This window comes from Lactococcus nasutitermitis (assembly GCF_018403765.1).
Taxonomy (GTDB): domain Bacteria; phylum Bacillota; class Bacilli; order Lactobacillales; family Streptococcaceae; genus Lactococcus; species Lactococcus nasutitermitis.
In genome coordinates this window covers 400332-413022 of the sequence record NZ_BOVQ01000002.1, presented here as the reverse complement: position 1 = coordinate 413022, position 12691 = coordinate 400332, and the positions used below count along the sequence as shown (strand labels likewise).

Sequence of the window (12691 nt, the reverse complement as noted above, 5' to 3'; positions counted from 1 at the left end):
AAGCCCCTTAGACAGTTCTGTCAAAAAAGTTTGTTACATTTTTTGAGAAAGAATATGAGAATTTTCATGTTCTTTTTTTGACAGTTCTGTCAAAAATTTTGAGACTAAGTTTTGACAGTTTTGTCAAAAAAACTCGCGTTATGCGAGTTCTTTTATAATTTGGGAAATGGTGTAATCACGCTCAAAAACGAGGCGCCAAGGCAGGACAATCTTTGCTGCTAAAATAGTCGCGCTCAGGCTATTGTCAAATGCTTGGGCGATTTCATTTTCATACATTGCCCACATTCGCAAAAGGCGGTCGTGAAGTGCTGGCGTGGCGCGAATCAGTGCGGGGAGCGAGAGATTTTCTTCGTTTTCCTGCTCAAGGCTTTTGAGCCAGTCAAGGTAAGTCTGCCAAGGAGTTGCGCTATCGTTGATGACCTCTAAAATCTGTTCAAGAAGTTCGCGCTCATTTTCAAAAATAATGTCTTCTTTGCTGGGAAAATACTGGAAAAGGGTTTTTTTGGCAATTTGGCAAGCCACAGCAATCTCAGCGGTTGTTGTGTTATCGTAGCCTTTTTCGCTGAAAAGAGCGAGACTTCTTGCGACAATTTCTTCGCGTTTAGCGCGTTTTTTTTCTTCTCTGTTCATGATTACATTGTAACTCAGTTACTTATCTTTGGCAAGTGAAAATAGTATAATGTAACTTGGTTACTTTATTTTTGACAAAGTAGATGAGAATGTGTATAATGAATTTTATAAAAAGTAACTTAGTTACATTTTTGAAGAAAGAGGATTTATCATGAAAAAAACGAATTCGCTCTTACTGATAATGGTGCCGTTAATGTTGATTTTATTTGTTTCGTCACTTGACCAGACGATTGTCGCAACAGCTTTGCCGAGTATCGCGAAGTCATTGGCGCAGCCACAATATGTGGCGTGGACGACGACGGCTTATTTGCTGACAAGTTCGGTGACGACTTTGTTATTTGGACGTTTGGGCGACCAGCAGGGACGAAAAATTGTGCTGCAAGTGTCGCTTGTGATTTTCCTACTCGGCTCAGCCCTTGCTGGCTTAGCACCGACGATGCTGTTCTTGATTGTCATGCGTGCTTTTCAGGGAATAGGCGGTGGCGGTTTGACAGCGCTGGTTCAGGCAACGGTCGGTGATTTGGTGCCGGCGCGAGAACGTGGCGCTTATCAGGCACTTTTAGGGATTGTACCGTCATTGGCGGTGATTGCTGGGCCATTTCTTGGTGGCTTCATTGCTCAGACGGTGAGCTGGCGTTGGATTTTTTATATCAATGTTCCGGTTGGTGTGCTGGCTTTTGTGCTGCTGGGGACTTTATTGCACTTGCCAAAAGTACGAAAAGTTGGGCAGGTTGATTTTCTGGGCGGATTTTTGGCAACACTTTTTACCACGTCACTCTTGTTGATGACGACTTGGGGCGGGAATACTGTGGCTTGGACTTCGCCATTGATTATTGGGTTGATTGTGTTGGCGGTGCTGAGTATGCTTGGCTTTATCTTCGTGGAAAGACGTAGAAAACAGGCGATATTGCCTTTGGGATTGTTCAAAAAGTCAGTTTTTGCGATTTCTAGTTTGCAATTTGCCTTGGCGAGCTTCGTTTTGTTTGTGCTGATGTTGTTTACACCGATGTATTTGCAGACGGTGCGTGGTTTTAGTGCAAGTCGTGCGGGGCTAGTGATTATTCCGATGATGTTGGGGCTGGTCGTTGGTTCGGCGGTGACAGGACCGATTATCACGAAAACGGGAAAATACAAGATTTATCCGATTATTGGGAGCTTTTTGATGGGAATTTCCAGTTTATTTTTGGGAATGTTGACGGTGCGGACATCTTTGCTGGAGTTGATTGCGCTGTTGGTGCTTTCTGGAATTGGGCAAGGGCTGATGATTCAAGTTGCTTTGCTTGCTGGACAAAATGCGGCACCTTATCAAGATTTGGGTGCGGCAACAGGCGCATTAAATTTCTTTAAAAGTCTTGGTGGCGCTTTTGCTGCGGCAATCATGGGAACCTTGCTCAATGATGGCATGAAGCATTTGACAGCAGTAGCAGCGTTTGGACGGCTTTATAGCTGGCTCGTGCCTCTGATGCTGGTAAGTTTCGTGCTTGCTGTATTGATGAAAGAATTACCCCTGTCAGACGCGATGATTTCCGTGCTGAAAGAAGAAGTTGATGTGCCGGAATATTAAAGAGACTGAGAACATTTTTTGACAGAGTTGTCAAAAAATTTTTTCATATTTTCAGAGAACACTTACAGTTTGGAAATTTTGCTATAATTTAATAAGATAAAAATTTTGATGAAAGTGTACAAAAAGTGACTTCTGAAAATACACAAAAGCCGTTGACTTTTGGGAAACAGTTGGCAAGTGTTTATCTGCCAACGATGATTTATGAGATTGGGATTGGTGCGGTGACACCGGTCATTCCGCTGACAGCTTTACATTTGCACGCAAATGCGGCGATTGCGGCGTTTATCGTCGCGCTCTTGGGAATTGGGCAAGTGGTTGGAGATATTCCTGCGGGACATCTGGCAACGCGGCTGGGCGATAGAAAAGCAATGCTCTATGGTGCGGCGGTGACGATTGTGCTGCTCATCATGTGTGCTTTCGCGCCAAATTGGGAAATCTTTGCGCTCGGTATTTTTGTGCTTGGGATGGTCAATGCGCTCTTTGTCCTAGCAAGACAAGCCTATCTAACAGAAGTGACACCGCCGATGAAACGTTCGCTCGCCTTGTCAATGCTGGGCGGGATGACACGAATTGGCTCATTGATTGGCCCATTTTTTGGTGGTGCTGTGATGTCAATTTTCGCGATGAATGTTGCGGGAAAAGCGCAAGATTGGCTGCCTGGAGCTTTTTGGACGGCGGTCGTCTTGACGATTGTAACTTGGATTGTCGTTTTTGCCGTGCCTGAGATTGCAACACCAAAAACGGAAGCCCAAGTTAAAGCAGCGCAAGTCAGTTCAGGGTTTATTTTGCGAAAAAATGCGAAGATGTTCATGACATTGGGATTGGCGATTGTGCTGGTTGGTGCGGTGCGCCAAACGTCAAATACGGCGCTACCGCTCTGGTCAGCGCACATTGGCTTGTCGGCTTCGGTGACGAGTTATGTTTACGGATTGTCAGGGCTACTTGATGCGCTACTTTTCTATCCTGCGGGACGGATGATGGACCGTTTCGGCAGACTTTGGGTGGCAATTCCTTCGATGGTGATTTTGGGTGGTTCGATTTTGCTTATCCCCTTCACGCATGGTGTCTGGTCGATTGCGATTGTTTCGCTCGCGATGGGCTTGGGAAATAGTATTGGCGCGGGGATGATTATGACGATTAGCGCAGATATGGCGCCGAGCGATTATCGGGCGCAGTTTCTGGCGACCTGTCGAATGTTTGGCGATACGGGTTCGGCGGCTGGGCCTTTGCTGGTGGCAGCAGGTGCAGAAGTTGGATTTTTGGCAGGCGGTATCTGGTTGCTCGGCGCTTTTGGACTACTCGCTGCAGTAATATTAGGCACAACCTTAGAAAAATACAGTATTCATGCCAATCAACGGACGCGTTTGGCACACGGATTGACAAAAAGAGGTCGTCCGATTGAAAAATAAGTTTGACAGTTCTGTCAAAAAATTTAGCTCAAATTTAGTTTTGCTTGAGTGAGAATTAAGCTGACTTGGCTATAATAAATTTATTCCAATAAAAATTTTTTCATAAAGTTTACTCCTAAATAAAATAAACGGCTGGTTACCGTTTATTTTTTTGTCAAAAATCGCTTCCTGTTTGCTCAACGGAAATCTGCCAGAGACGCTCAGCGGCGCGTGGGTCAATAGAATGCGGGCGCACACCGCCTGAGAAATTGTCAGCTTCATTTTCCGTCATCAAGCGCGCAATGTTGCAATCTTCAAGATAAAGTCCGCCTTTATCAGCTAAATCAGGACTTGTTGCCGCCCAAACGACACTCGCAGCACCTTGCTGGATGGTCTTGAAATAGCGGTATTTACTGCGGTCAAAGCCAACTCTCAGAGCTTTGAAAAAGTCAGAAACACGAACCAACAACAATTTCTCAGCGATTTCGCGTTGCCAAGGACGAAACTGAAAGTGTTCACGGCCGATATTTGTCGTGGGAATCATTCCCGGATGAACCGCAAAGCTCCGAATACCGGCGTTTTTTCCGCGGGCATCAAGGGCAACGCTAAAGAGGACGTTCGCGGTTTTCGACTGCTGATAGCCGAGCTGCGGCGTGTAATGGTGCGTGTCCGTGAAATTCCAGTCGTCAAGCAAGGACGAAGATTGCTGAGCACGGCTCGAAAGGTTGATAACACGGGCATTACCAGACTTTTTAAGAGCAGGAAGCAGGGCGAGCGTTAGCTGAAAATGTCCGAGATGATTGGTCGCAAAATGGCTCTCAATCCCGCGCTTATCACGGCGCAGAGGGACGTACATGATGCCAGCTGCATTGATGAGAATGTCGAGGCGCTCATGTTCTTTGAGAAAATCCTTGGCAAAACGGGAAATGCTGGCAGGCGCCATCAAATCCATCTGGAAAATCTTGACATTTACCAGCCCTGCGAGCGCTTTTTGAGCGACGTCAATCCTGCGTGCTGGGACGACAACTCGTGCACCAGCACATGCGAGTGCTTGTACAGTGGCAAGTCCAATTCCCGAATATCCGCCTGTCACAACTACGATTTTTCCAGTCAAATCGCGGTTTTTGATGATTTTTTTAACGCTCGTTTTAAAATTATAATGGTAATTTTCGATAGCTTTTTGCTCATTCATTTGAATAATTCTCCGTAAAATGTTAAAGTAACAGTTGTTACGTTACAGATGTTATCTTAGCAGATTAAGAAAAATTTGACAAGAAAAAATGCGCGAAAAAGCAGTAAAATAGACAGATTGACCAATCTGTAACAGGAAAAATTTTTGACAGAACTGTCAAAAAAATAGGAGAAAAAATGTCAGACAAAAAAGAACAATTTTATGAATTTCATCACTATATTGTCACGGCGACGATGCAACTTTTGGATGAAAAAACGCTGACAGAGCTTGCTGTGACTGACATTTGCAAACGTGCGGGCGTCAGTCGTCCTGCTTTTTATCGCCATTTTAAAAATAAAGAGCAGATTGTGCTGACCTATTTCACGCCGATTTATGAAAATTTTTTGACAGAACTGTCAAAAATGCCAAATCTCAACAGTCAGCTTTTAGCAGAGCAATTTGTCAATTTTTTTGCCAATCAGGGCAAGGAAATCCGCAAAGCAACGCGCGCTGGCTATTATCTGCTGATTTTCCAAGTTTTCGCAGAAAAAATTGCTGATTTTTATAATGACACAACGACATGGACAGATTATGTCGGCACGAAACGCCAGTTCTGGAACGACTTTATGGCGGCAGGTTTGTTCTATGTTCTCGGAAATTGGGCAAAAAATAATTGTCCAGAAAGTCGCGAAGAAGTTGTTAAAATGGTCATTGAATTTCATGAATAAATATTTTTGACAGAACTGTCAAAACTTCAATTCCATACAAAAATGCTTTTGACAGAACTATCAAAAGCATTTTTTATCTGATTTTCATTTTCTCATTTTTGACATAGGATAGCCGTTGTGAGCTTGCTTACTTTACGGATATGCTAGTTGGGTTATCCAGAACTGTCAAAGGTGATTTTATCATCTGATTCTCATTTTGATAAATCAGTCAAAAAAATTTATAAACTGAAAACCATATTGTACCAAGTTTCGCCTGCGTGCTGTGAGGCAGAAACGCCTTCATTGACAAATCCGTGCGCTTCGTAGTAAGGCACAAGCGACTCCAGACAAGTCAGACTGATAATTTCGCGTCCAGCTGACCTGTCAACTTCTGCCAAGCGTTTGAGCAATTCGCCAGCCAAACCATGTTTGCGATAATCCGCCAGCACCGCCAGACTTACCACTGTCTGCACCTTATCTGTCGGCAAATTTGCCCGTGAATGTTCAAACAAATCATCTGTCAAATAGCGCTCAGGCGATGTCGGCCCAACGACCATGCCGACCACACGACCGTCCTCATTGCGGGCAACCAAAAAAGTATCCGAAATCAGCGCAATCCGTTCAATCATTGATGCCCGCGATGCAGCTTCCTCAGGGGTAAAACATGAGGTTTCAATCGTCATGATATCATCAATATCCTCAGCTTTTGCAAAATCGTAAGTAAATTTCATTTTTTTCTCCTTTTATTTTAATTTTTCTTATTTTAATTTTTCCAGACCAGCAACATTGAGCCGTTCAATGATTTCCTGACTTCGCGCAAAGAGTGAAATGTGCCGGTCAAAGCGACTTTCCAGCGGCACGAGTGACAGTTTTTCATTGCGCGCCACAAAACTTTCAGCAACAGAACGCGGCAAAATTGTCACCATCTCCGAATTTTCCACGAAAGCAACATTAGAAGTTGCAGATTCTACCTCATGGATTTTCGGCAATGGCTCAGCCAATTCCCGATAAGCCTGTGAAATTTTTTGATGAATCGGGCAAGTCGTTAGATGCAGCAACAGCTCAAAATCCTGTAAATCCAGCGCAGACAGCACCGTATTTTCCGTAAAATCATGATAAGCACGTGCATAAACCATGCAAAAATCCTCATCAAAAAGCGATAATTCCAGCATATTTCCACTCAACTGCTCCGCCAGCTCATGGTCAGCAATCAGCGCATCAAGCCGCTCATTAAATGCTTCCGTCAATTTCGCCGTATCATTGACCACAAAAACTTCTTGCAGATGTGACATTTCACGCACAAAAAAATCCGAGTAAATCGTTGAAGCAACGCTATCATAAGTCCCGATTTTCAAACCAGCCAGCTCTTTTTTGCTTGTCAAATTTTCTGTCAGTTTTGACAAGTCTGTCAAAAAATTTTCAGCAAAAATATAAAGCATTTCACCAGAAGCTGTGAGTACCACACCGCGCGACGAGCGCTCAAAAAGCTGACTATCCAAATCATTTTCCAAAGCGCGAATCCGTCTGGAAATCGACGACTGGTCAACATACAGTTTTTCCGCAGCCCGCGAAATAGAACCATTATCAGCCACAGCGATGAAATTTTGCAAACTATCTACAGACACCCCTCGAAGATTCATAACGCCCACCATGTCAAATCTGCATAGCTCCCATGCAAGATTGACCATTCCTTTTCTTGAAAAATTCAACTATACTTATTTTAACATATTTAAGGAGTTTATCAAAAATGCAAAAAAACAACTATCTACTAGGATTAGCACTCTGTCTCATTTCCACGATTTTTTGGGGCAGTCAATTTCCAGTCATGGAGCCAGTCCTCAAAGTTATTGACCCTTTTTACTTCACGCTCATGCGCTACGGCTCCGTTGCGATTATATTCGCAATTTTACTCTTGATTACCGAAGGCAAAAAAGCCTTTCACATGGACGGTCATCTCCTCAAACTTTGGTTGCTTGGCTCATCAGCGATTGCCGGCTATTCCTTCCTCGCCTTTGCCGGACAAAAAATGGCAGGAAATTCTGGAAGTATCATTACCTCTGTCCTCATGGCAGTTCAGCCTCTCCTTGCCGTCCTCGTTGCTCGCGTCTATCGTGGCACACGACCAACAAAAGTCGCACTTTTGTCAATGGCAGTTGCACTCATCGGCGTGCTTCTCGTCGTGACGAATGGCAATCTCAGCATTCTTACATCAGGCAGTCACACCTTGATTGCTGTCGTCCTCATTCTCCTTGGCGCACTGTGCTGGGTTATCTATACCACAGGAGGCGCAGATTTCACAGATTGGTCGATTTTACGCTTTTCCACACTCAGTACGATTTTAGGAATTGGTACCGTCATTGTCCTCCTCGCTATCGCCACAGCCGCGGGTTGGCTCCATATCCCAACAAGTAACGCCGTCGGCTCAATTCTACCAGAATGGCTTTATATGGTCATTCCAGCAGGCGTTATCGCCGTTTTCACTTGGAATTTAGGCAATCGCATCGTCAGCCCAATTAACGGTATTTTATTTATGAATATCGTTCCCGTCACTTCATTTATCATCAGCGCCGTTATCGGCTACAAAGTCGGCAGTTTTGAAATCATCGGCGCCGCCATCGTTATCAGCGCCTTGATTGCCAACAACATCTATAACCGCAAACATTCGTCCTAAAATAATTGACAAACTACTTTCCAAAGCATATAATGGAAATATTGTCACGCTCCATCTTCTAACGGTTAGGAATCTGGTTTCTCATTCCAGCAATAGGGGTTCGATTCCCCTTGGAGTGATAGAAGAACAAAAAAGTCTTACAGCTTTTTCTAAGAGAATTATAGAAGTTTCATTTTTCTATCATTCTCTTAGAATTTTTTTTGTGAAAATCAAACTTTCCTTTCGTTCTTCAATATTATTTTAGGAGACATTATGAATCAAAAAGCAAAAATCTGGACGAGTACTTTTAGCATTACCATGGCTATCAGCTTTATTTTTTACCTCGTTTTCTATCTTTTAACCGTCATTATCGGCACTGTTGCGATGACACAGGACCATGCATCCGCAGGACTTGCCGGCTTTTTATCAGGTATTTTCATTATCGGCTCATTTCTTGGCAGACTTTGGGCGGGAAATACAATCAATCGTATCGGGCTCAAACGAATGCTTTATATCGGCATTATTTTCTACTTGATAATGAACCTTTTTTATTTCTTTATCTCAAACATCTGGCTGCTCCTTTTCATTCGTTGCCTGCACGGTGTCGGTTTTGGGATTGCGGCAACAGCAACCAGTACACTCGTTGGACTTGTTGTTCCTGCCAGTCGTCGAGGGGAAGGAATTGGCTATTTCACCTTGTCACTCACACTCGCCTCAGCAGTTGGACCTTTCCTATCGATTTTCCTCTATCATACCTTTGATTATTCAATTTTACTTATTCTTTCAGTGATTGTCCTTGGCTTGGCACTTATCGGCTCATTTTTCCTGAAAATTCCTCAGCACGTCATTGACATCATGGCAACACAAGAAAAAAAGAGTTTCCATTGGTCAAATTATTTTGAAACAACAGCTCTACCAATGGGCTTTATCGGATTTTTGATTGGTGTCGCTTATGCAGGAATTCTAACCTTCATGGCAAATTTCACCGCAGAAATCGGACTTGTCACAGCTGGTAGTTTATTCTATGTTGTTTATGCGATTTTTATCCTCATTTCTCGTCCACTCACAGGACGTTTGTTTGACAGCAAAGGCGACAATTTTGTCCTTTATCCAACTTTAGTTTTGTTTGCGCTTGGTTTGCTGGTGACGGGACTTTCAACAACGAGCATCGTCTTGTTTGGCGCAGCCGCACTGGTTGGACTGGGTTATGGTTCTTTTCTACCTTTTGGACAAACCATTTCCATTCGCAAAGTATCCTCTGAGCGTATTGGTATCGCCACTTCAACATTTTTTAGCCTTTATGACATGGGTGTCGGCTTAGGCCCACTTTTTCTTGGCTTGATTGTCCCAATGACAGGCTATCGCAATCTCTATTTTTACTCAGCCATTTTTGTCCTTGTGATTATTGTGATTTATTGGCTCATTCATGGTAGAAAAGTAGCAAAATAAAAATCCAGATATCTGGATTTTTTTATGTCTCGATTTATTTTTTCCCGAGGTAAGCTCTGCCAAATCCACATTTTTATGATAAAATAGAAGTGATTACAAGCCAAATTGACTTGCTATAAATTTGTTGATTATCAGGAGAGAAACAAGTGTCTAATAACATTCGAGTGCGTTATGCACCAAGTCCAACAGGACTTTTACATATCGGAAATGCGCGTACTGCGCTCTTTAACTATCTTTTTGCACGTCATTATGATGGGACGTTCATTATCCGTATCGAAGATACTGACCGCAAACGTCATGTCGAAGATGGAGAACGTTCACAGTTGGAAAATCTGCGTTGGCTAGGGATGGATTGGGACGAAAGTCCTGAAACACATGAAAAATACCGTCAGTCAGAACGTTTGGATATTTACCAAAAATATATTGACGAATTACTCGCAAATGGTGCGGCTTATTACTCTTATGCGACAGAAGAAGAACTTGCCGCAGAGCACGAACGTCAAGAAGCTGCGAAAGAAGCGCCTCATTATGTCAATGAATACCGTGGAATGTCTGATGAAGAAAAAACAGCTTATGTTGCAGAACGTAAAGCAGCTGGGATTGTGCCAACGGTGCGCTTGAAAGTGCATGATGAACGTCTTTACAAGTGGCATGATATTGTCAAAGGCGATATTGAGTTTGAAGGTGGCAATATCGGTGGTGATTGGGTCATTCAAAAACGTGATGGCTATCCAACTTACAACTTTGCGGTCGTTGTAGATGACCATTTGATGGAAATTTCTCATGTGATTCGTGGCGATGACCATATCGCAAATACACCAAAACAGTTGATGATTTATGAAGCACTTGGTTGGGAAGCACCAGAATTTGGTCACATGACATTGATTATCAATTCTGAAACAGGTAAAAAACTTTCAAAACGCGATACAAACACTTTGCAATTTATCGAAGATTACAAGAGCAAGGGCTATATGCCTGAAGCCGTCTTTAATTTCATTGCTTTCTTAGGTTGGAACCCTGGCGGAAATGATGAGATTTTCTCCAAAGACGAATTGATTAAATTGTTTGATGAAAAACGTTTGAGCAAAGCACCAGCAGCATTTGACCAGAAAAAACTTGATTGGATGAATAATGACTATATCAAGCACGCCAGTCTTGATAAGGTCGTTACTCTTTGCCGTCCATTTTTGGAAGCAGCCGGACGTTGGGATGTACGTGGCGAGAAGTTTGTTGCGCTCTACCAACCACAACTTCGCTCAGCCGAAGAAATCGTTGGCTTAACAGATATGTTCTTTGATGAATTACCTGCTTGGGATGAGACAGAGCAAGAAATGATGGCATTAGAAAGCTCACCGATTGCGATTAAGGCATTCATGGAAAAATTAGCAGCAATTCCAGAAGCAGATTTTGTTGCAGATAATATCTTCCCACTTTTCAAAGAAACGCAAAAAGAAACAGGTATCAAAGGAAAAAATCTCTGGATGCCTATTCGTATCGCCTCAACAGGTTCAATGCACGGCCCAGAACTCCACAATGCGATTGAGTTACTTGGTAAGGAAACAACCTTGAAACACATGGAAGCAGCTTTAGCTAAGTAAATATTTTTTGACATAGGCAAGCCGTTATGAGCTTTCTCATTTGCCACTTCGCCTGTGGCTTTAGCCACATGATGCGAATGGACAGCGTAGCGAAGCGGAGATACGGATAGCCTAGTATGTTTATACAGAACTGTCAAAAATAAAAAGTTCTATCATTCTGATAGAATTTTTTTGACGAAAATAGAAAAACAGGAAAATCAATGAAAAAAGTAATTATTCAGCGTCTCGCAAGATTGGCAATCCTCACAGCCTTATGTTGCGTCTTGCGGATTTGGATGGCAGCTTTGCCAAATATTAAACCAATTACGGCACTCTTTTTTGTCTTTGCTCTTTATTTTGGACTGGCAGATAGTCTGGTGATTATGGCACTGACGATGACTGTCACAGGGATTTTACTGGGATTCTCACCGATTATTTTGGGACAAATTATTGTTTATGGACTGATTATTTTGCTTTTCAAGTTTTTGACAGAACTGTCAAAAAATAATTTAATCCTGTCAATTTTTTCTGGACTTCTCGCGCTACTCTATGGCGCACTGATTGATATATTTTCAGGAATTTTATTTGGTTTTGGGACAGGCGGATTTATTGGCTATTGGCTAGCGGGACTGCCGTTTGACCTAGCTCATGCGGTCTCCACTTTCTTATTTTTTCCTTTGATAATTTTCATTTTTAAGAGAATAAAAACACTCAAATGAGTGTTTTTTATAATTTTTCAGCAAAAAATTGAAAAAGTTGTTTATCAAATTTTTCTGTTTGCCAAGTACATTCTGGGTGCCATTGAACAGCAAGAACGCGTTTTTCTTTATTTTCCACAGCTTCGATAATGCCATCAGAAGCATGAGCAATAGCTGTCAAACAAGGTGCAAGTTCTTTGAGTGCTTGATGATGAAAAGAATTCACAAAATAATTTTCAGGTAAAAAATCCAAAAGACTATCTTGCTTAACCGTCACAGAATGAATCGGAAATTCCTGCGGAGTTGGGGCTTGCCGGTGTTTTACAACAGTTCCGGGATAATCACTCAAATCTTGATAAAGCGTGCCACCAAAATAAACATTCAATATCTGAATACCTCGACAAACACCAAATATTGCCTTTTTTTCAGCAAGTGCAGCTTCAATCGCAGCTATCTCAAAAGCATCGCGGTCAGGATTCGTAGTTTCTAATCGTGGTGAGGGTTCTTCATTGTAAAATTGAGGAGAAATATCTGCACCACCTGTTAGCACGATTTTATCCACTAAATGAATAAGATTTTTTGCATTTTCAGGTTTATCTGCGGGAATAATAAGCACAGTATGTCCCAATTCTTGCAAGACATCAATAAATCCTTGACGTGTATAAGTGACTTTATTCCACCAAAAAGGGGACTTTTCAACAATATTGTACGGTGTTCCTAAAATACCAATAACGGACAACTTTCACCTCCATTTTTAAATTTCTATTCTAATTGTAATAAATTTTTTCTTTGACAGACTTATAAAAAACGAATCATGGTATTTTATAAGTTAAAAAGTTTTTGACAAAACTGTCAAA

At 42.3% G+C, this 12691-nt stretch carries 12 protein-coding genes and 1 tRNA gene; 8 read left to right on the top strand and 5 right to left on the bottom strand.

All coding sequences use genetic code 11. The features are described from left to right. Window positions 1-138: 138 nt before the first annotated feature. On the bottom strand, window positions 139-630 hold the full coding sequence (locus KJS36_RS02480) for a TetR/AcrR family transcriptional regulator (RefSeq protein WP_213533985.1): 492 nt from the start codon (window positions 628-630) through the stop codon (window positions 139-141). 151 nt (window positions 631-781) lie between these two features. Here KJS36_RS02480 and KJS36_RS02475 point away from each other — a divergent pair, with 151 nt between their 5' ends. Both KJS36_RS02475 and KJS36_RS02470 read left to right on the top strand, forming a co-directional pair. Further along, window positions 782-2194 (top strand): MDR family MFS transporter, encoded by a 1413-nt coding sequence (locus KJS36_RS02475; RefSeq protein WP_213533983.1) that lies wholly within the window; start codon window positions 782-784, stop codon window positions 2192-2194. 125 nt (window positions 2195-2319) lie between these two features. After that, the gene (locus KJS36_RS02470) at window positions 2320-3603 is read left to right on the top strand and encodes an MFS transporter (protein WP_213533981.1); all 1284 of its coding nucleotides are present in this window, start codon (window positions 2320-2322) and stop codon (window positions 3601-3603) included. A gap of 154 nt (window positions 3604-3757) precedes the next feature. On the opposite strand, the gene KJS36_RS02465 is transcribed toward KJS36_RS02470, so the two are convergent. Continuing rightward, window positions 3758-4774 (bottom strand): SDR family NAD(P)-dependent oxidoreductase, encoded by a 1017-nt coding sequence (locus KJS36_RS02465; protein ID WP_213533978.1) that lies wholly within the window; start codon window positions 4772-4774, stop codon window positions 3758-3760. A gap of 176 nt (window positions 4775-4950) precedes the next feature. Between KJS36_RS02465 and KJS36_RS02460 the strand changes: the two genes are divergently transcribed. Further along, window positions 4951-5481 carry a TetR/AcrR family transcriptional regulator gene (locus KJS36_RS02460; RefSeq protein ID WP_244842558.1) on the top strand — a complete coding sequence of 177 codons (531 nt, stop codon included), beginning with the start codon at window positions 4951-4953 and terminating at the stop codon, window positions 5479-5481. A 218-nt stretch (window positions 5482-5699) separates the two neighbouring features. Here the strand turns inward: KJS36_RS02460 and KJS36_RS02455 are convergent, their stop codons facing one another. Together KJS36_RS02455 and KJS36_RS02450 are read right to left on the bottom strand one after the other, a co-directional pair. Further along, window positions 5700-6191: a GNAT family N-acetyltransferase gene (locus KJS36_RS02455; protein WP_213533977.1), complete on the bottom strand. Its 492-nt coding sequence runs from the start codon at window positions 6189-6191 to the stop codon at window positions 5700-5702. A gap of 27 nt (window positions 6192-6218) precedes the next feature. Beyond that, window positions 6219-7112, bottom strand: a complete 894-nt coding sequence (locus KJS36_RS02450; RefSeq protein ID WP_213533975.1) for a LysR family transcriptional regulator — start codon at window positions 7110-7112, stop codon at window positions 6219-6221. 95 nt (window positions 7113-7207) lie between these two features. Here KJS36_RS02450 and KJS36_RS02445 point away from each other — a divergent pair, with 95 nt between their 5' ends. The 5 genes from KJS36_RS02445 to KJS36_RS02425 all read left to right on the top strand — a co-directional run bounded on the left by KJS36_RS02445 (window position 7208) and on the right by KJS36_RS02425 (window position 11855). Continuing rightward, window positions 7208-8131, top strand: coding sequence for a DMT family transporter (locus KJS36_RS02445; RefSeq protein ID WP_213533973.1), 924 nt, complete (start codon window positions 7208-7210; stop codon window positions 8129-8131). Window positions 8132-8178: 47 nt separating this feature from the next. Then, window positions 8179-8250 (top strand) — tRNA-Glu (locus KJS36_RS02440). 133 nt (window positions 8251-8383) lie between these two features. Further along, window positions 8384-9559: an MFS transporter gene (locus tag KJS36_RS02435; RefSeq protein WP_213533971.1), complete on the top strand. Its 1176-nt coding sequence runs from the start codon at window positions 8384-8386 to the stop codon at window positions 9557-9559. Window positions 9560-9705: 146 nt separating this feature from the next. Then, a complete protein-coding gene (gene gltX / locus KJS36_RS02430; RefSeq protein ID WP_213533969.1) occupies window positions 9706-11157 on the top strand; it encodes a glutamate--tRNA ligase in 1452 nt (483 codons plus the stop codon). 200 nt (window positions 11158-11357) lie between these two features. Next, a complete protein-coding gene (locus KJS36_RS02425) occupies window positions 11358-11855 on the top strand; it encodes an ECF transporter S component (protein WP_213533967.1) in 498 nt (165 codons plus the stop codon). A gap of 7 nt (window positions 11856-11862) precedes the next feature. Here KJS36_RS02425 and KJS36_RS02420 read toward each other — a convergent pair whose 3' ends face one another. Further along, complete coding sequence (locus KJS36_RS02420) at window positions 11863-12573, bottom strand: gamma-glutamyl-gamma-aminobutyrate hydrolase family protein (protein ID WP_213533965.1); 711 nt, start codon at window positions 12571-12573, stop codon at window positions 11863-11865. Window positions 12574-12691: the final 118 nt, after the last annotated feature.